Annotated in this window: 27 protein-coding genes; 20 read left to right on the top strand and 7 right to left on the bottom strand. The window is 46.4% G+C overall.

Annotated features, from left to right (window positions below):
• From RMO35_RS24960 to RMO35_RS24980, 5 genes are all read left to right on the top strand, one after another.
• Nucleotides 1–545 (top strand): carbamoyl phosphate synthase small subunit (locus RMO35_RS24960; RefSeq protein WP_309745438.1); only part of this gene is annotated, 545 nt, incomplete at its 5' end.
• A gap of 169 nt (nt 546–714) precedes the next feature.
• Nucleotides 715–1,074, top strand: coding sequence for an STAS domain-containing protein (locus RMO35_RS24965; protein WP_309745440.1), 360 nt, complete (start codon nt 715–717; stop codon nt 1,072–1,074).
• 191 nt (nt 1,075–1,265) lie between these two features.
• On the top strand, nt 1,266–1,700 hold the full coding sequence (locus tag RMO35_RS24970) for a ribonuclease III domain-containing protein (protein ID WP_309745442.1): 435 nt from the start codon (nt 1,266–1,268) through the stop codon (nt 1,698–1,700).
• Between the two features lie 18 nt (nt 1,701–1,718).
• Nucleotides 1,719–3,197 (top strand): 23S rRNA (guanosine(2251)-2'-O)-methyltransferase RlmB, encoded by a 1,479-nt coding sequence (gene rlmB, locus RMO35_RS24975; protein WP_309745444.1) that lies wholly within the window; start codon nt 1,719–1,721, stop codon nt 3,195–3,197.
• Nucleotides 3,198–3,290: 93 nt separating this feature from the next.
• Entirely contained in the window at nt 3,291–3,587 is a 297-nt protein-coding gene (locus RMO35_RS24980) for a DUF1816 domain-containing protein (protein WP_309745446.1), read from the top strand.
• A gap of 280 nt (nt 3,588–3,867) precedes the next feature.
• Here RMO35_RS24980 and cobJ read toward each other — a convergent pair whose 3' ends face one another.
• Nucleotides 3,868–5,541, bottom strand: coding sequence for a precorrin-3B C(17)-methyltransferase (gene cobJ, locus RMO35_RS24985; RefSeq protein ID WP_309745448.1), 1,674 nt, complete (start codon nt 5,539–5,541; stop codon nt 3,868–3,870).
• 143 nt (nt 5,542–5,684) lie between these two features.
• Between cobJ and RMO35_RS24990 the strand changes: the two genes are divergently transcribed.
• The gene (locus tag RMO35_RS24990) at nt 5,685–6,848 is read left to right on the top strand and encodes a glycosyltransferase family 4 protein (RefSeq protein ID WP_309745450.1); all 1,164 of its coding nucleotides are present in this window, start codon (nt 5,685–5,687) and stop codon (nt 6,846–6,848) included.
• Nucleotides 6,849–7,001: 153 nt separating this feature from the next.
• Here the strand turns inward: RMO35_RS24990 and RMO35_RS24995 are convergent, their stop codons facing one another.
• Nucleotides 7,002–7,229, bottom strand: coding sequence for a hypothetical protein (locus tag RMO35_RS24995; RefSeq protein WP_309745452.1), 228 nt, complete (start codon nt 7,227–7,229; stop codon nt 7,002–7,004).
• Here RMO35_RS24995 and RMO35_RS25000 point away from each other — a divergent pair.
• The 9 genes from RMO35_RS25000 (at nt 7,216) to RMO35_RS25040 (ending at nt 16,893) form a co-directional block, all read left to right on the top strand.
• Nucleotides 7,216–8,916 carry an aldehyde dehydrogenase family protein gene (locus RMO35_RS25000; RefSeq protein ID WP_309745454.1) on the top strand — a complete coding sequence of 567 codons (1,701 nt, stop codon included), beginning with the start codon at nt 7,216–7,218 and terminating at the stop codon, nt 8,914–8,916. The genes RMO35_RS24995 and RMO35_RS25000 overlap by 14 nt on opposite strands.
• Before the next feature lie 498 nt (nt 8,917–9,414).
• Nucleotides 9,415–10,149, top strand: coding sequence for a hypothetical protein (locus RMO35_RS25005; RefSeq protein WP_309745456.1), 735 nt, complete (start codon nt 9,415–9,417; stop codon nt 10,147–10,149).
• 91 nt (nt 10,150–10,240) lie between these two features.
• Complete coding sequence (locus RMO35_RS25010; protein ID WP_309745458.1) at nt 10,241–11,218, top strand: DUF1822 family protein; 978 nt, start codon at nt 10,241–10,243, stop codon at nt 11,216–11,218.
• A gap of 3 nt (nt 11,219–11,221) precedes the next feature.
• On the top strand, nt 11,222–13,513 hold the full coding sequence (locus RMO35_RS25015; RefSeq protein WP_309745460.1) for a CHASE2 domain-containing protein: 2,292 nt from the start codon (nt 11,222–11,224) through the stop codon (nt 13,511–13,513).
• 95 nt (nt 13,514–13,608) lie between these two features.
• On the top strand, nt 13,609–14,325 hold the full coding sequence (locus RMO35_RS25020; protein WP_309745462.1) for a DUF928 domain-containing protein: 717 nt from the start codon (nt 13,609–13,611) through the stop codon (nt 14,323–14,325).
• Nucleotides 14,326–14,353: 28 nt separating this feature from the next.
• Complete coding sequence (locus RMO35_RS25025) at nt 14,354–14,611, top strand: DUF4351 domain-containing protein (protein WP_309745464.1); 258 nt, start codon at nt 14,354–14,356, stop codon at nt 14,609–14,611.
• Nucleotides 14,612–15,351: 740 nt separating this feature from the next.
• Nucleotides 15,352–16,068 carry a L,D-transpeptidase gene (locus RMO35_RS25030; protein ID WP_309745466.1) on the top strand — a complete coding sequence of 239 codons (717 nt, stop codon included), beginning with the start codon at nt 15,352–15,354 and terminating at the stop codon, nt 16,066–16,068.
• Between the two features lie 32 nt (nt 16,069–16,100).
• Complete coding sequence (locus RMO35_RS25035) at nt 16,101–16,424, top strand: SH3 domain-containing protein (RefSeq protein ID WP_309745468.1); 324 nt, start codon at nt 16,101–16,103, stop codon at nt 16,422–16,424.
• Between the two features lie 157 nt (nt 16,425–16,581).
• The gene (locus RMO35_RS25040) at nt 16,582–16,893 is read left to right on the top strand and encodes an SH3 domain-containing protein (protein WP_309745471.1); all 312 of its coding nucleotides are present in this window, start codon (nt 16,582–16,584) and stop codon (nt 16,891–16,893) included.
• Nucleotides 16,894–17,137: 244 nt separating this feature from the next.
• Here RMO35_RS25040 and RMO35_RS25045 read toward each other — a convergent pair whose 3' ends face one another.
• Both RMO35_RS25045 and RMO35_RS25050 read right to left on the bottom strand, forming a co-directional pair.
• A complete protein-coding gene (locus RMO35_RS25045) occupies nt 17,138–17,614 on the bottom strand; it encodes an outer membrane beta-barrel protein (RefSeq protein ID WP_309745473.1) in 477 nt (158 codons plus the stop codon).
• Between the two features lie 258 nt (nt 17,615–17,872).
• Entirely contained in the window at nt 17,873–18,277 is a 405-nt protein-coding gene (locus RMO35_RS25050; protein ID WP_309745475.1) for a hypothetical protein, read from the bottom strand.
• Between the two features lie 399 nt (nt 18,278–18,676).
• Here RMO35_RS25050 and RMO35_RS25055 point away from each other — a divergent pair, with 399 nt between their 5' ends.
• The 5 genes from RMO35_RS25055 to RMO35_RS25075 all read left to right on the top strand — a co-directional run bounded on the left by RMO35_RS25055 (nt 18,677) and on the right by RMO35_RS25075 (nt 22,760).
• The gene (locus RMO35_RS25055) at nt 18,677–19,444 is read left to right on the top strand and encodes a peptidoglycan DD-metalloendopeptidase family protein (protein ID WP_309745477.1); all 768 of its coding nucleotides are present in this window, start codon (nt 18,677–18,679) and stop codon (nt 19,442–19,444) included.
• Between the two features lie 239 nt (nt 19,445–19,683).
• Nucleotides 19,684–20,181: a hypothetical protein gene (locus tag RMO35_RS25060; protein WP_309745479.1), complete on the top strand. Its 498-nt coding sequence runs from the start codon at nt 19,684–19,686 to the stop codon at nt 20,179–20,181.
• Nucleotides 20,182–20,681: 500 nt separating this feature from the next.
• Complete coding sequence (locus RMO35_RS25065; RefSeq protein WP_309745481.1) at nt 20,682–20,969, top strand: hypothetical protein; 288 nt, start codon at nt 20,682–20,684, stop codon at nt 20,967–20,969.
• Nucleotides 20,970–21,058: 89 nt separating this feature from the next.
• On the top strand, nt 21,059–22,078 hold the full coding sequence (locus RMO35_RS25070) for a peptidoglycan DD-metalloendopeptidase family protein (RefSeq protein WP_309745483.1): 1,020 nt from the start codon (nt 21,059–21,061) through the stop codon (nt 22,076–22,078).
• A gap of 226 nt (nt 22,079–22,304) precedes the next feature.
• Nucleotides 22,305–22,760 (top strand): helix-turn-helix domain-containing protein, encoded by a 456-nt coding sequence (locus tag RMO35_RS25075; protein ID WP_309745485.1) that lies wholly within the window; start codon nt 22,305–22,307, stop codon nt 22,758–22,760.
• Between the two features lie 6 nt (nt 22,761–22,766).
• On the opposite strand, the gene RMO35_RS25080 is transcribed toward RMO35_RS25075, so the two are convergent.
• From RMO35_RS25080 to RMO35_RS25090, 3 genes are all read right to left on the bottom strand, one after another.
• Complete coding sequence (locus RMO35_RS25080; RefSeq protein WP_309745486.1) at nt 22,767–23,000, bottom strand: DUF4926 domain-containing protein; 234 nt, start codon at nt 22,998–23,000, stop codon at nt 22,767–22,769.
• Between the two features lie 64 nt (nt 23,001–23,064).
• A complete protein-coding gene (locus RMO35_RS25085; protein WP_309745488.1) occupies nt 23,065–23,199 on the bottom strand; it encodes a type II toxin-antitoxin system RelE/ParE family toxin in 135 nt (44 codons plus the stop codon).
• Nucleotides 23,192–23,446, bottom strand: coding sequence for a hypothetical protein (locus tag RMO35_RS25090; RefSeq protein WP_309745490.1), 255 nt, complete (start codon nt 23,444–23,446; stop codon nt 23,192–23,194). The genes RMO35_RS25085 and RMO35_RS25090 overlap by 8 nt, the downstream gene beginning before the upstream one ends.
• Nucleotides 23,447–23,469: the final 23 nt, after the last annotated feature.

Here is a 23,469-nt window from a genome sequence, read left to right on the forward strand (position 1 = left end):
TGGATTTTGGCGTCAAGCGCAATATCCTCAAACGGTTAGCGAGCCACGGTTGTCGGGTGATTGTCGTGCCAGCGGGTACTTCCGCTGCTGAAATTCTCCAGCACAACCCTGATGGGATCTTCCTCTCTAATGGCCCTGGCGACCCCGCCGCAGTGGCTAACGGGATTACTACCACCAAAGAGTTATTGAGTGCTGACAAGCCGATTTTTGGCATCTGTATGGGTCATCAAATCCTCGGTCTATCCCTGGGTGCAGAGACATTCAAACTCAAATTCGGACATCGCGGACTCAATCAACCCGCCGGACTCACCCAAACAGTCGAAATCACCAGCCAAAATCATGGCTTTGCGATCGCGGCTGATTCGTTGAGTGCCGAAATCGAGATCACCCATCTCAATTTAAACGATCGGACGATCGCCGGATTGCAGCACAAAACGCTGCCCTGCTTCTCGGTGCAATATCATCCAGAAGCCAGTCCTGGCCCACATGACGCCGATTATCTGTTTGCCAAATTCGTCCAACAGATGCGGGAGTCGAGAAAATAGGCATAGAAGACGGGCGATCGATTGCCAGCCATTAGATAGAGGATAAACTTGACAAAATAGCTGTAACTTGGAATCGATCCAGAGTATTGTGTGAGATCGCTCGCTAAATAATAATTTATTTAAGTAAAAATTTAAGGAGGCTATTATCGCTGAACCACTAAGCCTAACCGTGAGTCTCCGAGGCACTCGCGAAGTCAAAGATAACTATCAACTCTTCCGTCTGACTGGATTACTAGACGCCTTTTCAGAGCCGACTTTTAGAAAGGTCATGGATAAGTGCGTCGAAGAAGGCCCTGGAAACCTGATTCTGGATCTATCTAAAATCGATTTTGTCGATAGTTCTGGCTTGGGTGCGCTAGTCCAACTAGTTAAAAAGGCTCAAGGTGTTGAAGGAACCGTCCAAATTGTCACCAACGCACGAGTTACCCAGACTGTTAAGCTCGTCAGACTAGAGCAATTTCTCTCACTCCAGACCTCTGTCGATGCCGCATTAGCAAGGCTCGATCCAGGGGTAAAGGGTAAGGGGTAAGGGGTAAGGGGTAAGGGGTAAGGGGTAAAGGAAATTAAACGAGCCGTTTCCCTATTCCCTATCCCCTATTCCCTATTCCCTATTCCCTGCTAAGTTTGATGTCAAAATGTACAGATTTTAACTAGTTGCGAGAAATCTTGATAAGATCTGAAGGCTGAAGTCAAAATTTTTGAGTTATTTTAGAGAGTGCTGTGGGTGAAACCGAGCTACCCCCAAGCTGGCAACAGCTAAATAGTCTAGCTATCCACCCCGATCGAGTGTCACAACTGTCACCAGCAGCTCTAGCATATTTGGGAGATGCCGTGTACGAGCTTTACGTTCGCACGCAATTTTTGTTTCCGCCTAAACGATCCCACGCCTACCATCAACAAGTTGTCGCCCAGGTCCGTGCTGAAGCGCAGTCTAGCCATCTGCAACTACTCCTACCCCATCTGACATCCGTGGAATTGGATGCAACCCGGCGAGGTCGGAATGCGGCGAATGGTCGTCCGCGTCGCCTCGATCCCGAAGTTTATCAGCAAGCTACCAGTTTTGAGACTTTAATCGGTTATCTTTACATTACCAATCCCCCACGGCTTGCGGAGTTACTCGCCTTGCTCCAGTTTGATTCGACTCCAGCCCCCTAATTTTAGCTAATATATATCATGGTATTCAAACCTCGTCGCTCTGGTGGCGGTAAACCCTCCCCACGTCAGGGAGATCGCGATGGTGCTAGCAGTGGGGATCGCGATTTTCGCCCCAGCCGCAGTACTGACGCTAGACCTAGCAGTTCGGACAGATATCGCCCAGCAGGTGATGCACCGCGTCGCCGCGAAGGTGGCGCAGCCAGCGATCGACCATCTGGAGATCGCCGTCCCCGCAAAACTGACGGTGCCAATAATTTCGATCGCGATCGCAGCTATCGTCCGCGCACGTCTGAAGGCGGATCGAGTTTCGACCGACCCAAGCCGAGTGGCAGTAACTTCAATCGCGCTGATAAACCCCGCGAGGAGCGCAAAGATTGGGGTGTACCGCGTCCGAATCCAAATCGGGATTTTGCACCGCGTACAGAGGGGTATAAGCCCCGTAGAGACGATTCAGCTACCGATCGTCGCGGTGGTGGCGGTGGCGATCGGCGCGATCGGCCTAGCTTCAACCGTGACGATCGCGCCAGCAGTTTTGGCGATCGCCGTCGTGACGATCGGGGTGGCAATTCAGCAGATCGCCCCAACTTCAACCGTGACGATCGTCCCAGCAGTTTTGGCGATCGCCGCCGGGAGGATCGCGGCGGCAATTCGTCAGATCGTCCCGCTTACAGCCGCAGCAATCGCGGTGGGTGGCAAGATCCCCCCGCACCAGAGATTACCGAAGAAGAAGTTACCGACTACCTCTATGGCAAGCATTCGGTCTTCACCGCGATCGAAAACGAACGCCAAATCAATCGGATCTGGGTACTATCCAAACTCCGCCACCATCCCGCCTTTTTTACGCTCATCGATCGCGCCAAAGCCAATGGTACGGTCGTCGATGAAGTAGACGTGCAACGATTGGGCTATCTAGCCAGTGGTGGCAATCATCAGGGGATCGTCGCGCAAGTTGCACCCCACGACTATCTAGAACTCGAAGAACTGATCGCCAAAGCCTTAGCGACTTCCGATCGTCCCGTCATCGTGGTTGCCGATGGGATTACCGATCCCCAAAATCTCGGCTCGATCGTCCGCACGGCGGAAGCCTTGGGAGCGCAAGGAGTCGTTATTCCTCAGCGGCGCGCCGTCGGGATCACTTCGACAGTCCTGAAAGTAGCTGCTGGTGCCTTAGAACACCTGCCCGTCGCCCGCGTCGTCAATCTCAGTCGGGCGTTAGCACAACTCAAAGAAGCTGGTTTCTGGATCTATGGCACCGCTGCTGATGCCGAACAAGCCATCTTCGATGTCGATTTTAGCAGTCGTCACCCGATCGTCCTAGCAATTGGTGCCGAAGGCGACGGACTGAGTTTACTCACTCAAAAAGGTTGCGATCATTTGGTTTCGATTCCCCTGAGCGGTAAAACTCCCAGTTTAAATGCTGCAAATGCCGCTGCAATGTGCTTGTACGAGATCTCTCGCCAACGTTTGTCAAATATGTTACGAATTTCTGAGCGTTAAGCGAGTATTTTGGGATGATTTAAGATATAGGCTCTCAAATTCTTTTAGTCGCTCGACTTATCAACCTCATTTGAATCAGCGGAATCTAAACCAATGAATATTCAAGACATCTGGAGCAGTGCGCTCCATCTAATAGGACAAGCTTGGTGGGTCGAAATCACCACTGCCAAACCTCATTGCACCTATTATTTTGGGCCGTTCACAACCGCAGTAGAAGCCGATGAAGCCAAAGCTGGTTATGTTGAGGACTTAGAAGGTGAGTCAGCCCAAGGTATCCAAGTCACCATCAAACGCTGTAAGCCAGCTCAGATGACGATCGATTATGAGGAGGTCGCTCAAGAAAGTTACAACCCGACGGAAAAAACTTCGATGAGCGGTCAATTTAGTTGAGTGGCGATCGCGGTAACACTTTTGACAACTGTGTTTTAAGACTTAAGTAACATCAAAAACCCCGATCTAACAAGATTGGGGTTTTTGATTTTGATGGGAAATTGATTTGATACCAATTTATAATTGAACAGCCAAAGACACTCCAGCGATTGAAATCGCCGCTTGTGATGCAAAGTCCGCCTACGCGGACTAATTAGAAAACGTTAATGCGATCTTATCCCTCTTACCTCTTACCTCTTACCTCTTACCTCTTACCTCTTACCTCTTACCTCTTACCTTTTTAATAAGATCGCGGCGTGTACACCAAATTAGTACCATCCGCGCGGGGAATTAGCTTCGTTTGACTCGAACCGATTAAAATTACCGTCCGCATATCTGCCGACTCTGGTACTAATTTTCCCAGGGTAATTACCCGCACCTCCTGCCCAGATCTGCCCAGATTGCGGGCGAGGATGACCGGGGTGGTCGCCGATCGAAACTTAATGAGGATTTCCTTAGCGGCGGCTAATTGCCAGCTCCTTTGGCTAGAAATCGGGTTATAGAAGGCGATCGCCAAATCGGCTGCTGCTACTGCTGCAATTCTGGCGGCGACTACTTCCCACGGCTTGAGAATATCCGATAGCGAAATCGCACAAAAATCATGTCCCAACGGGGCACCGACACTCGCAGCGGCGGCTTGCATCGCGGAAATCCCCGGCGCGATCTGGAGATCGATCGTTTGCCATGCGGGGTTTGCTGCTGTGTCGAGGACTTCGAGGACGGCAGATGCCATCGCAAAGATGCCGGGATCGCCAGAGGAGACAACGACGACATTTTTACCACTGGCTGCCAAATCTAACGCTAACCGCGATCGATCGAGTTCGACCCGATTGTCGGAGCCGTGACATTCTTTACCGCCGCTCAAATCTTTGACTAAATCTAAATAGGTGTGATAGCCGACTAAATCTGTCGCCGCCAGAATCGTCTGGCGGACTTGGGGGGACATCCACTGTGCCGATCCCGGCCCAGTGCCGACTACAGTTAGTTTACCCTGTGCTTGGCCGATCGAGTGCGGATCGACAGTCTCGATCGCGCTCCAGATCGTTAAATTGGGATCGCTACCAACGAGGGTGAGCGCGGATTGCCAGTGATTGGATTCGACGAAGCGAATCGGCAAATTTAGGTGCTGGCTAATCCCGGCAATTGCCGCCCCCGCAATGCTTTTGGGTAGGATGATACAGGCAACAGACTCGATCGTGAGATTGGCGGTAGTCAGGTGTGTGGTAATGACTTCTAGCCACTCCGTAACGGTAAATTGGTCGGGCTGTTCGATCGCCACAACTAAGCTAGTCGGATGATAAACTAGCTGCGTCGGACTGCCAACAATCGATCGAGTTGTCACGACGATCTGGCGTTCGCCATCGGTACTAAAGGGAATATCGCTCGCCACCAGCCACGGCGCGGCACCCTCTAAACTCACACTCATCCCCGCAATTAGGTCGGCGATAAAAGCTTTAACATGTTCGGGGTTGGCTAAATAATAGCCCGCAGGCGGATTCGGCAGTACTGTATTAAACTGGATCTTGCCTGTAGTGGTAATCGCTGGCTGCACATTTAAAGCTGCGGCGATCGTTTCCGCCAGTTCATTCACCCCAGTTATCCCGCCCAATAACGGCACCACCGCACTACCATCGGCAGCTACTGCGACGACAGGCGGTTCGGTCTTGGTATCAGTCAAAACTGGTGCGAGCGTCCGAATCAAAATGCCAGCCGCACACAGCCCAATTATCGGCACGCCCTCACGATACAATTGGCGCACGGTGTCACCAAAATTGGTAAAACTGACATCGACATCGGTCGTGCGACCTGCTAAACCATACAGTTGCGCTCCCGGGATCGATGTTATCAATTGGCGAGCAGTGGGTACGCTAAGTTGATTGAGAGCGATCGCGATGGGCGTGGGTCGAGCGAGCATGATTTGACAGATGACGGTAGTTATTATCTTATCGCTGGATCTGGGACGGCTCGCTCGAATGATAAAATACTTATACTCGCAGCTTGCGTCAACACAAAGTGGATAGTGAATGGTGGATAGTGAATAGTGCTTAAGAGTAAGTTTTGAGTCTATTTTTATCAGTTTTTATTATTAGTAAATTGACGATCGCTTTATTTATGCCACACGACCGCAAAACTATTTTATATGTCATTACTAAATCTGAGTTAGGTGGTGCCCAGGGACATGTCTACGATCTGATGAAATCTCTTCATCGAGATTATCAAGTGCATTTAGCTGTTGGTGCGCCTGGATTGCTGACCGAAAAAGCGATCGATTTAGGCATTAAAGTACACATTATCGCCAATCTCAAACGCAAAATCGATCCTGCCAACGATCTGCGATCGATCCAACAATGTATCGCGATTATCAAGTCTGTTAAGCCCGATCTCGTCCATTGTCATAGTAGTAAAGCTGGTGTCGTCGCTCGAATAGCCGCCTGGATTTGTCGCGTGCCCGTGATTTTTACCGCACATGGCTGGGGCTTCGATCCGCGATCGCCAAAACTCCAACGGAACATTGCTTTAGGGGTAGAAAAAATCTTAGCACCGATCTCTACCAAAATTATTTGCGTCTCCGAAAGCGATCGACAATTAGCAATTTTATTGAAAGTAACACCATCCAAACTAGTCGTCACCGTTCACAATGGTATTGCCACTGAAGCGATAACAATGGCGGTACCAGAACGACAACCGCCACAGTTAATTATGGTCGCTAGATTCAATCGCGCCCAAAAAGATCAGCATACGCTCATGCAGGCGATCGCGCAGATCGATCGACCGATTCAATTAATATTAGTCGGCACTGGCCCCGATTGGGAAGAGAGTAAAAATATCGCTAAACAGTTAGGAATTCTCGATCGCGTTTCCTTTTTGGGCGATCGATTAGATGTTCCCGATTTACTCGCTGATTCGCAGATTTTTGTATTGAGTACGCATTATGAAGGTGCGCCGATTAGTATCTTAGAAGCGATGCGTTGTGGCTTGCCGATCGTTGCTACCAATGTCAATGGCATTCCCGAACAAGTTGCTGATAATGTCACTGGTTTATTAGTACCGCATCAAGATGTTGATGCTCTGACGGCGGCGATCTCTAGTTTGATTGACGATCCGCAACGCCGCCAGCAAATGGGTGTAGCCGGACGCCAAAAATTTATCCAAGAATTTACGGTCGAGCAAATGGTCGAGAAAACTGAATTAGTCTATCGATCGGTACTTAGCAAAAAATAATTAAATAGTTTTGTTCCCGTACTGCCGCCGATTAAAATCGGGGCTAATGATGCAAAGTCCGCCTACGCGGACTAGTCAGTTAGCAGGAATTCAAGTCTCTAGGATCTTCTTACGCCGAATTGATATTATTTACATTAGTTATAATCGTAGAGGCTAATCTTCATTCCAATCGATCGTCCAACAACTTTCTTCAAAGAAATCTTGTAAAGCTGCTTTATTCTCTACCCAGTCGTCATAGCCTACTCCCGACAATAAATTAGAAGAGGAGTTGTAAATAATTAAAAATCCACCAGTATTCTGGTAGTCATCATCAATTCTTAGATACCAACCTTGCATATCTCCGTTAGTAATTAGACCCTTTTTTCCAATGACTAGTGACATTTCTCCCCCAGTGATAAGCGACTTCAACGAGATCGATGCTGGTATTAGTATTCTCCATCAGCATCGATCGAATTGGGAGGAAACGACAATTCCCCAACGATTAGGATATCTTCAAGAGTGCATCGATCGAACGATTGGTGTTGCTGATGTGTGGATGAGAGTGGCTTGCCAAGCCAAGGGGATCGATCCCAAATCGCCGCTAGCGGGCGAAGAATTAGTAGCTGGGGCGATTTCGACAGTGCGGAATATCCGGCTGCTGATGACAACGCTCCAGGCTGATGGCATTAATCCGTCCAAAATTCGACAACGGGAGGATGGGCAATTTGTGGCGGAAGTATTACCGGGAAATGCGATCGAGCGGTTGCTATATTTGGGATATCGGGGCGAGGTGTGGCTAGAACCAGGAACGTTACCTACCCAAGGGCGGATCTATCGCGAACCTACAGCCAGCCAGATAGCATTAATTTTGGGAGCGGGCAATGTTTCGGCAATTGTGGCGATGGATGCGCTCTGGAAGTTATTTGGCGAAAATCAAGTTGTCATCATCAAGATGAATCCAGTTAATGCCTATATTGGGGCATATTTAGCTGACGCATTCGCGCCATTAATTCAAGCGGGTTTCATCCAGATTGTTTATGGTGGTGCCGAAGTTGGCAAATATCTGTGCCAACATCCGCAGATCGAGACGATTCATATTACTGGTTCTCATCGTACCCATGATGCGATCGTTTGGGGTGCCACCGCAACCGAGCAACGAGAGCGCAAAGCCGCGAATAATCCCCGGATTACCAAACCAATTACCTCCGAACTCGGCTGCGTCACGCCGATTATCGTCGTTCCTGGCAAATGGTCGCAGTCCGATATCAGCTTCCAAGCGCGTCAAGTTGCGGGGACAGTCGCCCACAATGCCAGCTTTAACTGTGCCTCGGGACAGGTACTCGTTACCGCAGCGGGTTGGGCGCAACAAGCGGAATTTTTAGCCGCCGTCAAACGCGAATTAGCCGCTATTCCCCCGCGCCAAGCCTACTATCCAGGTGCCCAAGATCGCTATCAAGCCTTACTCGACAAGTACCCTCAATCCGAGCCACTAGGGGCACGCACGCCCGAGATCGTTCCCTGGACGCTAATTCCCGATGTACCGCCTGTCGCGGGCGAATATGCCCTCACTGAAGAGGCTTTTTGTGGCGTGTTGGCTGAAGTCTCGTTGGCGGAGCCTCTCGGAACGAGAATCGCGGCTCGAACTGCCGCTGATTTTCTCACCAAGGCAGTGGAATTTGCGAACGAAAGCGTCTGGGGAACTCTTTCTTGTACGCTCATCATCGACACTCAGACGCAGCAAGAACATCGAGCGGAATTGGATAAAGCGATCGCTACTCTCAAGTATGGCGCGATCGGGGTAAATATGTGGTCGGGGATGTTATTTTATCTTGGATCGACGACTTGGGGTGCTTATCCCGGCAATACTTTAGCCGATATCGGTTCGGGTAGCGGCTGCGTCCATAATACTTCTCTATTCGATCGACCCCAAAAGTCGGTAGCGTATGCGCCATTTCGGATTTTTCCGACGCCAGCTTGGTTTGCGACGCACCGGAATTTATTGGGGATGGCACGGCAATTACTTAAGTTTGAAGCTTATCCCAGTTGGCAAAAGCTGCCAGGGTTGGTGCTGGCGGCGTTGCGGGGATAGGGATGTTGCAGCAAAGTTCGGGTGAAGGATATTGGCTCTGCTCTGGCACCGCCTCCGATTGTGTCTTGTCGCGCTAAACCCGGAGGAAACCTCCGGAGCGCGCGCCGCAAATCGGGGCTAGTGTCACAAAGTCCGCCTGCGCGGACTAGTTAATTAGTCCGCGCAGGCGGACTTTGCATCACTAGCCGAGACTTCCAGTCTCCAGGCAACTCTTATCCCGTTGGCGTAGCCTCTTCTAGGGAACTTAGCTAAAATTGACTCACAGCAAGGATCTGTAGGTTGGGTTGAGTCTCGAAACCCAACAGCCTTACCCAAAGTTTCTTTCATCCATTAGACGACATTTATGTCGGCTCAGATGCTTCGCTAGGAGAAACAAACTGACGTTAACTGGGCAAAATTTTGGATTTTCTCGATCTTGCTGGCGTTATTTGCATAAACATCCGTAAATCCACTGAGTAAGTGATATAGCCTTGCTGGTGCATTCGGGTGTAGTCATTGATGAACAGTTCAAATTTGCCAGAGCCTTGTGAAGTTGAGATCCAACTGCGACAACAGCTAGATGCCGTCTTGGTGGCTCCATTACAGAGTGCCCAGCGTGCTAGGGCGATGAGTCGGTTGCTGGGCATGGTGAGGCATCTACCGGGGATTCGGCGCGTCAATCATCAAGATTATTTATTGGCACTAAATCAAACTTGGGAATGGATGAGTCGCAATCTCGATGAATTTCAAGCTTCTACCGATTCGCTCACGGGCGATTTGGTGAGGTGGATTAATGGCTATTTATATTGGCGAATTCGGGATATTTATCAAAATACACCCATCGGACAACAGCTAATGAGTTTAGACGAGCAGGTGTTCGATCGCGGCGAAACCTATTTAGATCTATTATCAGAATCTGGAGGAATTGGTTTCCAGTTCCATACTTTGAACGAACAAATCGCCGTACTTCAGCACCAAGCAGACTGCGAAGTTGCCACCCAAATTGAAGCCTGGATCGAGTCCGATCCGGATCGGCAATTACAAAATTGCTATCCTCGCAATCGCGAAGATTGTCATTGTCAAACGCTCAGTTACCGGATTATCGTCTGCGAGCCGCCTGACTCGTTTACCCAGATTGCCAAAGATCTCAATATTCCCTATCAAACATTAGTATCTCACTGGAAACGGAGCTGTTTGCCACTATTACAAGCTCAAGCTAAAATTTTGGGATACGAGCCAACTATAGATAGCTAATTTATTACTTATCGATAGATGGTAATAGCCGATCGTTTACTAGTAAATTTTGAGATTTAGGCACACACTCTCTCAACAAAACACACTTCCCATGAACGATCGTTATTTATCTAGCTTTACTATCGATCTCGATCGCACCGCACATGCGACCGCTGCCAAGTTTGCTGCCCAACAAATCTCGATCGCCAAAGGACGCAGCGTGTATCTCAATACGTTGGCAGTTTGTGCGGTACGCCAATACCTAAGTATGACTTGTCAATTGGAGATCGATCTCGATCGCGGTGACAGTTGGCAAGTCGGGATGCAAAGCATCATGAATGTTGCCGATTTAGTCATTCCTAATGTTGGTAAAGTGGAATGTCTAGCGGTATTACCCAACGCTACAGAAGTTTCCATCCCACTAGCTTTAGATGACAGAATTGGCTATGTAATCGTCCAGTTTAATGACGACCTAAATAGCGTCGAATTGCGCGGATTCGTCGAGCGATCGATCCCAGAAGTTATCTCACTCGATAGTGCAGATATTCGATCGCTCGATACTTTAATAGATCTTATTTATAGTGCGAGAATTAATAATCTTCAAGAATTTTTAGCAGGAATCTTAGGGACTGGCTGGGAACCAATTATCCAGCCGGGAAGCATTGGCGATCGGGATGAGCAATCGACTCAGTTGCGGCTGCGCCAGCAAGAATTTGCGCTCAGAAATACCCTGAATTTAGCGAGCAATACTAATTACGATAGTATTCGGGATTTTACCGCCAGTAAGATGATCGAGCTGCACGCGAAGATCGCGAGTATTCCCCTCCTAATGACGATCGGTTTGAGTACCGAACCAGATGGACGCGTAAAAGTCAGAGTCAGAATTCATGCGGCGGGTGGTTTACCGATGCTACCCGCCCATTTGCAGCTCACCTTACAAGCTGAAAACGGTCAGTTTTTGAGTGAGATTCAGTATCCTGAAGCCATGAACTTCATCCAACTCCCCTCATTTAAACTACATCCAGGGACGCAGTTCAAAATTCGGGTAGCATTAGACAGTAGTAGTTTTACCGAATCATTTGTCGCTTAAAGCATGTCGATCGCCTTATTTCTCAGTCTGGGTGCAGGTAGTTTGAGTAGTGGATTCGATCGCATCAACTCCCGACTAGAAGTAGACAATCAGCTCGTCGGACAGCTTCAAGGCAGTTTACCCGGCAATCCCGAATTACAAACTCTCTACTACCAATGGCAGTTTTTTTATGCTGCTTACTATGACAATTATCTCCATGCGGTGCGGGGCGAACCGCCCAAAATCGAACTCGATACTACGGGGGTGACGGGTTTTTCGGTCACTAGTTTCGCCCAAACGCGGGCAAAGCTGGAAGCCGAGATGCTCGCTTGGCTCGACACTAGCGCTTTTAGTGCCCTAGCCGAACCATTGCTGTGGAGGATCGGTAATGCCGCCGCCCCAGAACGATCGCGCCCCACCGAAGCGATTATTATTATCGAGTCGGCAGACGATCGGATCTATCGTTTACCCTGGCACTGTTGGAGCGCCCTTGCCCATTGCCCCCAGGCGGAAATCACCTTTAGTCTCAATACTTATCAACGCAAACTCAGTACTTCCGATCGCACCAAGCCGCGCATTCTGGCAGTATTTGGCGATCGCACGGGCATCGATACGATGACGGATGCCGCCTGTATCCAACGATTGCCAGCAGATTTAGTCACCCTCGTCGAACCGAGTATCGCCCAATTGCGATCGCAACTCCACGATCGCCAAGGCTGGGATATCCTGTTTTTTGCCGGACACGGCAGCGATCTGGAGACGGGTACGATCCACCTCAACCCGCGCGAAACGATCGCCCTCAAGGACATCAGCGATGCCATAGCCATCGCGATCGAGTGCGGGCTAAAGCTGGCAATTTTTAATTGTTGTAGTGGGTTGGGAGTAGCTGCTAGTCTGGCGGCGCTCGATATTCCCACCGCGATCGTCATGCGCGAAGCCATTCCCAATCGCGTCGCCCAAGACTTCCTGCAAACCTTCCTCTACAGCTTTGAAAGTGGCAATTCGTTATTAGTCGCCGTAGCTGATGCCAGACGCAGGCTCAAAGCGATCGAAACCGACTTTCCCTGCGCTACTTGGCTCCCCGTCGTCTTCTGGAATCCCACCGTCCCACTCCCCACCTGGAAATCATTTTACCCCCAACCGATCGCCCGGATGAGTCTGTGGAAATTGGGGGCGATCGTCCTAGCAACTACCGCCGCGATTTGGGGGATTAGAAGTCAGGGCTATCTAGAACCGATCGAACTTGCCACCTACGATCTGACGCTCAATGCCCGATCGTCCGAACTGCCTGACGATCGGCTCGTCATCGTGGGAATCGATCGCACCAAACCCGTGAGCGATCGCGTCTTAGTCCAAGCCCTCACCAAGCTCCAACAGTACCACCCACAAGCGATCGGACTCGATATCTATCGCGATATCCCGATGGGTGAAGGACATGACGATCTCACCAAACTCCTCCAACAAGAGTCGATCGTTAGCTCCTGTCTGATGTCGGGCAATAGTAAAAAATCCCCCGGCGTAGCCGCCCCGGAAGGCGTCAAACCAACGCGAGTCGGATTTACTAACTTTAGTCTCGATCCCGATGGGACGATCCGCCGTCAGGTACTCGGCATGGCAGCCAGCGATCGCGGCTGCTCGACAGATCACGCTCTGAGCCTGCGCTTGGCATTAAAATACCTAAATATTGCCGAAGCTGATGAAGCCGATAATGGCAATATCAAAATCGGTACCCACGAAATACCCGTATTAAACAGTAATTTCGGCGGCTATCGATCGACTCAATCTAGCGATAATTTACGGGGCTTTCAGGTGATGCTCAATTACCGCAACGCCGCCCAGATTGCTCCACAAGTGAGTTTAGAAGATGTTTTGACCGATCGAGTCACGCGGGAGGCGATCGCGGGCAAGGCAGTGTTAATCGGCTATGTCGGACGCAATTCTGGCGATACTTTTGCGAGCCTGGGGAAAACTGCACAATTGCCAGGAGTCGCGATCCATGCCCAGATGACTAGTAATATCCTCAGCCACATCCTCGACGGTCGAGCGTCGATTACCACTTGGAGCGATCTGACTGAGTTTGGCTGGATCTTACTGTGGGGCACTGCGAGCGGGATAAGTTGGTTGTGGTTGACAGGTGCTAAACGCTGGCTCGTCCCCGTCGGCGCAATTGTCGTTGTAGTAGCGACTTGTGAATTATACTTAGATACTCGATCGGTGTGGGTTCCCCTAATTCCCGCAGTAGTTGTCATTGCGATCGTGCCCGTAGTGGCAAGCGGCGTCGCATGGCAAAACAGCAGAATCGATTCTCGATCGTAATTTTAGCTTTGTGTCCAGCAGAATCGATCGGGTACCCAAGAATCTACACCGATTGCCTCTACATCACCAAATCTATCAGTTTCCGTACTAATCGCATGTCTGTTCATTCTCTTCAACGAACGCTCCTAAATCTAACGGCTTGGCTACTGCTCATCGCCCCACCATTAACAGCCCAAACCGCACCACTCCAATACATTCCCGATCCGACCTTTTCAGTATTGTCTAGAAAAGGAGCGCCCAAAGATATTATTTACGGCGGCGGTAAACGCAGCATCTGTCTAACTAGAGCCGATCCCGCACGCGGCTTAACCGCGATCGTCCCACCAGGGGACTTTGGCGGCCTGAGCGCGACCACCAATCCCAAATTCTGGGTCTATATGCCCTACGCTACTGACACACCACTGAGCGGCGTATTATCGGTACGGACGATCGATGACTTTCGATCGGCACCATTTATCAGAGTCCCCGTCACCTTACCCGCCCAGCCCGGATTAGTCGCCCTCAAACTACCCACATCACTCATCGGCGCAACCTCCCCATTATTGAATCATCCCGGCGTGTTAGCCTGGACGCTCACCGTAGTCTGCGACGAAGAAAATCTCTCCCGCAATCCCTTCGTCAGCGGCTTAGTCATGGTTACGCCACAGCCAGCACTGTTACAGCGAGTGGCGCGACTATCTCGCTCTGAGCAGGTGCTAGAATTTGCGCGATCGGGATATTGGTACGATGCCCTCGATCTAGTCGCCGGAACCGATGGCGAGATCGGCGTCCAACGACTGATGGAGTCGGCTGGCTGGAAACCAGCGAGGTAAAATTAATACCGAAGAACAGGAGCCGATCGTGCAACTATCTCCCTTCTGTCTTGAACAAATTCAAGCTGCCGAATTACGTGGCGAGCAACGCGGCGAACTCAATGGTCGTAAGGCGGGTGAGTTGGCATTGACACTTAAATCGCTCCACAAGCGATTTGGAGTGCTATCCGAGCAAGTGCAAGGGCAGATAACTCAGCTATCTGTAGAGCGGCTGGAAGACCTCGCTGAGGAGCTGTTAGATTTCAATACTGTTGAAGAGTTGCTTGGTTGGCTCGATCGAGCTTGATAAGAGGAAGAAGATGCAGCTCTGGCTACATTTTCTCCATTACTATAAAACCCTGTCATTGCCGGAGCTAACCAGCGCGGACACCTTAAGCGACTCTTGCCTACACTCTGAGGCACGATCGATCTGCTGACAAAGCATCCTGTTTACTTATCAGGGCTAACTGGGGAATTTATGCAAATTCCCCCAAAAATTCGCGCGGGTAAGAGCTTGCATAGAATATTTTTTCATCTAGCTAACCAGCTATGAACCTCGGACACCAATAGTTTTAGCGTTAATTTAATCTAGCTCGATCGTCGATCGCCTAGATTTGTTTGCATAATAACCGTAGATTTGGCTGATAGAAGTATATAAGCATACTTACTAATTTGTTTAAACTCAGTATGAATTTGAAGCAAAACACGTAATTAGCGATCGACTGCTCCCGCGCGGAGTGGCTTTGCCAAGGATGCTGATGACATCCGATCGCCTTCGCTAATTTACAACAACTATTTACCACACGTTAAATATTTCTTAGTACATTTTCAGTTTTGAAAATGTACTACTTTTGCTTATTATTCGTCATATTTATCTGTAAAAAATTAGATCTTATTAATTTCTAATTATTACATCGATCGAGAGATCTTAATCACAACTATTAGGATTGAGCCTAGTTATAAATTAGATATCGAAAGAAATTTAAGTCGCTTTACTTATTACAAGCAAACACTTTACAGACTGAAAAATTTACCTATATAGCCATTGTGAACTCAAAACTTATATTAACTACGCTCATCTGTTCGATCGCTCTCACTAGTTGCTCGAATAGTCAAGCACAGACAGCAATCGCAGATTTGACTCAAACAGCGAACATTGAGAAAACTTCAGCAATAGCTATAAGTCAGCCAAAGGAGTCAGCAACTACTAGCACTGAAATTTCAAAATCATCGATCGATTCAGCCAGCGGCGGTCGGTGTACTGAAATTAATAATCACCTGTTTATTGGAAATAGGATTGCTAAGAATAAATACAACAATCCAATTTATCCAATGTATTTGTGCGTTGGTGGCAAAGAAGTGAGGAGTTACCAAATTGTCACAGGTAGAAACTTTACTCAGCAGAGAAATCGCAATCAAAGTGGTACTCAATCCCCTTTGCCAAATGGAAAATACCGAATAGGTACCGCTCTTACTCCAGGGCTATTGGTAGAGGTAGGTAAAGTCGAAGGGCTTGGTGTTCGTCAACCATTTTTGCCGATCTCACCGTTATTTAATACTGGTCGATCTGCGCTAGGATTTCACGTCGATCCATCCTACAACAAAGACCCGAAAGAAGATGGCACATCTGGTTGTATCGGACTGACAACTTCAGCAGATTTCAAATCTTTATGGGCTGATATCAAAAACTATCAGGTCCGCGATCTCCAAGTCGCAATTAATACTAAAGCTGCTGACAATCCAGATGTTGCCGAACGTCAATAACTCACTAAATTACCCCGAACCGTTACAACATCATGAAAATTTTAACTGCTACTGCTTTGTTATTCGCGATCGCGCTTCCTGCTTCTGCTCAAGTTGGCCCTGCTTACTCTAATCGTGTCACTAAAAACCTGACCTATGGCAACGTCTGTACTGCTCAAGGAAGTAGCAGTCTCTCGATTCGGAGCGGCCCTGGTAAAAGCTATCGTGTGCTCAAGCAAGTATCGAACGGTACTGGCTTATCCTTTAACGGCAGTCAGTATGGGAAAGATGGCTTTCAATGGTTGCGAACTTCCTCTAATGGTCGTCGGGGATGGGTTCGATCGGATTATATCTGTGAGCCTGAGTGTGCTGGGTAAATAAAACCATTTTCACCCGACACATTAGATCGGTTGCATAAACATTATCAATTGCGCTGATATAAGTATAGGAAGATACTTTTGTTGGCGTATGAATACGCAGAAAAACTGACTTTCCAATTTCTAGACCAAAATCACCCCGAACCGTTACAACATCATGAAAATTTTAACCGCTACAGCATTGTTATTCGCGATCGCACTCCCCGCTTCTGCTCAAGTCGGCCCTGCATATCGTTCTGCACAAGGTAACAGCTATGGTAATGTCTGCACTGCTACTCGTGGCAGTAGCCTTTCATTACGGAATGGCCCTGGCAAGAACTATCGCGTCCTAACTCAAATTCGCGATGGTAACTCTGTCGTACTTACCAATAGCCAGTACGGACGCGATGGCTTCCGATGGTGGTTGACTTCTGCTAACGGTCGGCAAGGTTGGGTCAGAGCTGACTATGTTTGTGGTGCGCCTCAATAAAGTAGAGCGACAATCTAAATAGTTTTCAATCTTAATACCTCTCGATCGAGATTTTGCCCAGCAGAAATTAGATCGGAGGTATTGTTTTATTGAGGTAAGACTGTAAAATTGCTTTCTAGGTCAATTCATCAACTAATTATTAATTTATTACATAGCGGCATGTTAATGAATAATACAGCCCCAATTTCTTCAAGAAATTGGGGCTGTACTTACGATCGTTCCGTAATCATTCTATTAAATTGATTTAAAATCGGTAGCCAACGCCTAAACCCAACGAACCGCCATCGTTACCAGCAAAAAAGTATCTATAAGTTCCATTGATAGTAAAACTGTCAGAGACATTATAATCTGCACCAACTTCAGCGTAAAAACTAGACACTAAATTTGCCGTTGCGTTACCATCCGTAACACCAATACTACTGTAGCCTAGTCCAGCATAAGGAGTCAAATCAGCGTTTGAAAGGTTGAAATCGTATGTTGCACTGACTCCAGCAATGTAGAGACTTGTATCGCCAGAAGAGCCTAAGATACTTACAAAAGGTCGAACAGAAATATTCTCAGCAACTCCAATTTTTGATACAACGCCAAGACCTGTTGTATCACCGATAAAAGTTGCACCTACCCCAACATAATTTTTTTTCGCTTCATCAGCTTGACTAGGTAGTTGTGTTGCGACGCTTACTAATGCGGTAGTAACCAAAACGGACAAAAACTTCTTCATATTACCCCAATAATGTAACTTTACACAGTTGTAGGAGTTATAGGCATTAAATTATTGAATTTAAATGCGTATCACCCTAAATATTATTCAGGGCTAAATGTTTAATTTATGCAAATTTTTTAGTTGTTTTTTTAGCTGAAGGGATAGATAGCTGCTAGAAGCTTTGCCTACTATAGTTTTTAAGATATTGTTAAAATTCAATAAAACTAGAAATAAGTATATTCACGTACGTAAAATTTGCGTATACATTTTTAACTTTTATAATTTTGATGTAGAAGTAGTGTCTAAATTTTGCATAAAAGCAGTAAATCCATCTGATAAAAGTATAGAAGTATACAACCCCTTTTTCTGGACACGAGTACTCATGAAGAAATTTTTATCGATTTTGGCTGGCTCCATAGTAACTGTATTAATTGCCACCAGTTTTACTCCTGCTACTGCTGGAATGAACTGGAATGATGTTTGGGGTGCCCTAAAGAATGGTGGGGTAAAGCAACCAACACCAGAACCAAGAACATATCCACAGGTCGATTCTTCATCTGCAACTCCTAGTAATGCAGATGTAGGATTATCAACAAATAGTGATTCTTCCAATGGAGGATCTTCTTCATCTGCAACTCCTAGTAATGCAGATGCAGGATTATCGACAAATGATGATAACAATACCGATTCTATTCCCTTGGGATAGATAATACCTAAATAAGAAGCTATTTGAGGAGTAAAAATTTTACTTTTTGATGGCTACTATTAAATAATTGGAGCTTGTTTAGATACAGATAAAAATCTAAGCAATGCCCCTATCTTTACGCACCGATCGATTGTCTAAAAAATCTGGTCTGACTAGATTATCCTGTGACAAAGAAGTTCAGATATCTCAATCTTCAATTTCAGTAAAATGTCCGTATTATGTAAATTTTCTTGCATAATGTTGAATATTTTGACTGGATAAGTAAAAAGAGACACCCCGCTTTCTCTAAAAAATAAATACAAATCATGAAACGTCCAATTCAATTTAACACAAGAGCAAAGTTAAAAGCTTTCTCCTTGCCTGTTACAATCCTAATGTCTTTTGCGACTGCTGCGCCTAGCTTAGCAGCAGACTGGAGCTTGCCGTGGCAAGCAGGTGCGAATGCTGGAATTACTAGAGGTACTGGTTCTCATAATGATGGCTGGAACGGAAAATCGAATGCTGTTGACTTCGCTATTAATGCTGGAACGCCAGTATTAGCACCTGTTGACTCAACAATAATCAGTGTTTGTCAAGCCAGAGGAGGGAACAATCACAACGCTATTTACTTTAGCTCTCCAGATGGTAATTACACATTAATGCACGTCAGAGCATCTGGATTATACAAGGGTCAATCTTTCCAAAAAGGTCAGCAAATTGGTGTCGTAGCTGCCGATACACCAAACGATCCTCGTTGTGCGATATCTACTGGACCTCATCTTCATATCAATTTTCCAAATCGCAACTTAGTTGTGGATGGCTATCGAGTCGCGGATATGAGGGGGGGAACATACACTTCCAGAAACGGACAGATACAGACACAGATGCCTCCCCGTCGTGATGATAACATCCGTATGGTTAATTTCACAGGTAAGGCTAGTAACAACAGAATAAATGTTCGATCGGCACCGTCTACCAGCAGTAACATTGTCGGCTCTATCAATCCCAACACAGCCATCAGTTTTGATGCCTGGACACATGGTACTGCCGTCCCAGATTTGTGGACAAATCAGCCCGATCGTCGCTGGTATCGGATTGCCGGAACAGACAACTGGGTTGCCTCAGCAATTGTATACGGTAACGCCCCTGGTTCTGAGCGTTAATTTTCCACTGTAAACGAATATAGCAATTGTTCACCACGACTAATCGCTCCGTTTTATTGCATCGAGATTTTCCAGTGTAGTACTAGGCAATTGGGGTAAGCACCTTTCACCGATCGGGTTTAAGCTTAGCTCTTACTATCTACTACTCGATAGTTGAGATATGTTTAGAAGTATATTATTTCTAAACATATCCGTCTCATGATTCACTATTTCAGTCAACTTAAATTTCTCAAGAACAAATGTTATACACCAGAAACAATACAAAGATACTCTTAGTATCATTGATAGCCTCATCAACTTCACTACTAGCAACTAACTTACCGGGAATTGCTAGCCAGAGTCAGCCAAAATTTGAGCAAAAACCAGCTAATAGTCAAGTCGCACCTATAAAAATTGCAGCTTCAATAACTAGACAAAATAATTTTGTATATGAGTTTCGTGGCTGTAGAAAATTTGCAGATCGAATAGACTGCATTTTCAAGATTACATATACAGGACAAGGTAATGCAAATGGTTTTTATATAAGAAATGCTAGAATATTTTCTGGATTTGATGGTAATCAATATGACTCCTCCTCGCAAACTGTAGCTGGTCGCGACTCAGTTAACATGATTTCACAACAACCAATCAAAGCAATTGTTTCTTTTCCATGGTCGCCAGGTTTGCGAAAGATAAGTACATTAGAAATGGAAACTAATTATACCGATAGTCCGATTCAAATCGGGCGAGGGAGATAAGAATAGGATCGTAGGTAAGTGTTAAACATTATTGTCGATCGCGATGGTCACTCAACAATAAGTCTATCTACTGAAATTCCCATCAATATCCACGAACAAATATCAAGAAGAGCTAGTTAGCAAAACATTGTTAGTCTAGCTTTGACGTAATAGTTAAAAATGGTTTTAAAGTCCAACTTTCAATTATTATGTCTGTTTGTGAAAATTTTTATTTGAGAACAAGAATTGATTTTTTAATTTTTTGTTTTTTATCCTGAAATCTCGATCCAAGTCACGTAAATAAATAATATGAGAGGCTAAGATTAACTCAAGATTAAACAACGGTTTAAATCTCGACAATCTAAATCCAAGTTACTTTAAGTTAGACCTGTCTAATCTATGTAACTTCAACAAAAGAGCATAGACTAAGCAATTCCTAGTTGATACTAGATTTGATTAGCCTATCACTGGAAAATAAATAACTGCATACATTTTACCCGATTACCCCGAACCTAAGTATCATGAACAACCAAACCGCTAAAAAGAATATCGTCAAAATCATGGCGATCGCTGCTGTGATTTTACCAACAGTATTACTTCAAGCACAAAGTAGCCAAGCTATTCCTCTCGATGGAATTTTAGACTCCTTCGGGAAGGCCTTCGTGCGAGGATTCTTTGGTCTTCCTGCCGAGAACCCACAAGAATCACCACAGCCTACTACTGAAACCGAGAATCCAAACACATCAGCACCGGAAACTAGTAATTCAGATGGTGCCGAGATCTCTACTGATATTAGTAACAGTAACTAACAAATCTTAGCCAATTTGTCTCAAGATCGATCGATTGTAGCCACCTTATATCGATCGATTACAACTTCACTTCTTTTTTACTAGCTACCATGAATAAATTCCTAACCGTACTTGCTTCGATCGCCTGCGTCACATTGTCTCAAAATTTAGTAACCCATGCAGCCTCTACAATTCCTCAGAAGGGATCTAGCAACGATCGCACAAATTATCCTGCGGGGAATGCTATCGACAAAGCTGAAGAGTTCAAACCAAGACAGCTAATCGCCCAATCATGCCGAAATATTAATCTTCGACCGAGCAATGGAAGGAGTTTGACTTTAAAGAGAGGAACGCGTGGAACTACTTGTGGTTACACATTCAATTTTCAGTCAGATGGCAATTTAGTTCTCTACAAATCTGGTCAAGCACTCTGGGCTACTGGGACGGATCGGCGCGGAGAAATCCTCGTCATGCAATCTGATGGAAATTTAGTGATCTATGGTGGTGGCAGAGCACTTTGGGCAACTAATACCGATGGTAATCCAGGAGCTTTCCTGGCTATTCAAGCAGATGGCAATTTAGTCATTTACAAGAGCAATGGGCAACAGCCTATTTGGGCAAGCAATACAGCCGGAGCTGGTCAATCAGCACCTTCTCAGCCCAGCCAAAATTCTAGTCAGCCAATTGCCCCACTTACCTCTCTGAGTACAATACCGACATGTCTTTTCGGAACAGCTTGCATGGGTGGCGGTGCTCAGCATACAGGTGTTGATTATTTCATGGATGCAGGGAGTAATGTTAGGTCAATTTGCGATGGGGTTGTGGACTACTCATCAACAAACTCTGCAAATCTGAAAACTATCTGGAATAGCTTTGTTATTGTCAGATATAACAACTGTGGTGGCTATCAAACTCTCTATGCCTACTATGGGCATCTTAATTCACAAGTATCCGCAGGACAAAATGTTCAAAGAGGTCAGACTATCGGTACCCTCCAAGATCAGGGTGGTAACAGTCATCTACATTTTGGATTGGCTACTGTCAAATTTAATGGTGGGTGGGGATATCAAAATGGAAACTTAAATGCAAAAGGTTGGATCGATCCAGAGAATTTTGCTAGAAAATATTAGGTATCTACCAATAGATCTCAATAGTAAGCGTTGCCTACAATCTAGATTTCAGTCAATCCTAATGCTTGTTGTGTCGATCGCGCCCTCAGTCGATCGGCTCAATTCCGAAAATTATTCGCCAGCTTGTTGCGATTATTGCGAATAATCCGTTAGAGTTTAATCCACAATCCAAAATATCTGAATTGCAACCGATTCTCCCGATCGCAACAGAGCAAAAGAAAGACCTATGGGTAGCCTGAATTATCCTGCCTACATTCCTAGTGAAGATGATACAAAACTCTCCCAAGAGAGCAGCCGCATCCTCACGACTTATTTGAGTCCCAATGGCAATCAGATCGAGATTATCGAAGCAGATGGCAATAAACATCAAGCAACCATCCCTGCTGCTGCCTACCGTTTACTCGTCGATGCGCTGGCTCAAATGGCTCAGGGCAATGCGGTGAGCCTCATCCCGATTCATGCCGAGCTTACCACTCAGGAGGCAGCAGACTTATTAAATGTCTCTCGACCATTTTTAATTAAACAAATTGAATTAGGCGAAATCCCCTATCACAAAGTAGGCAAGCACCGCCGCATCAATTTCAACGATCTGATGGTTTATGAAGAACGGATCGAGCGAGTCACAGCTCAAGGATTAGATGAAATGGTCGCAATTTCTCAAGAATTGGGACTGTACGATTGATGACGGCTAACATCGCGGTAGTTTATGATGGCTGTGTTTTGTATCCTGCACCCTTAACTGAGTAGAACGCAATCCTACAGACTCATAGGTGCGCCCCTGCCTGTCGCCAAACTCCACTTCAAATGCTTCGCCAGATGCTAGGATTTCTACAACGGTACCAACTTGACCCTGAGACAAATTGTACTTTGGCAGATTCACCGTCAGAGCTACCACATCCAATAGATTAATACTTGGATTCATTCTCTTTATTTAAAACTGGATGTAATTTCAACCGGATCGATCGAATATTAAGTAAAATTCAACTTCACTCGGTAATTTCTGGTGAGAGGATGGATTCAAGCTCTTGTGCGCCATGGAGAACGCGCATCACATCGATCTCATCTACTTGAAGTCTATAAAAAATTAGGTATTTCTTAAATCCTTTAATCGGATTAGGCAAGCTTTTTGCCCTCAGTAATATTTTGACTGACTATCTTGCGAATATTATCCCAGTCAGTTTGCATCATCGAACTAGTAGGTGAATCGAGCGATTCTAATAACTTCTGTTCTAAATGAGTTTTACGATTCAAATCTTGTTGAATCAATGTTTCAATATAGTTGCTAGGATTGGTATATTGCCCAGTAGCAACCTGTTCTTGAAGATAGGCAGTGAGCGCATCGGGAAGCTCGATCGATAGTTGAACCATAGTAAATTTGGTTTCTTCCTAAG

The organism is Chamaesiphon sp. OTE_20_metabat_361, from assembly GCF_031364565.1.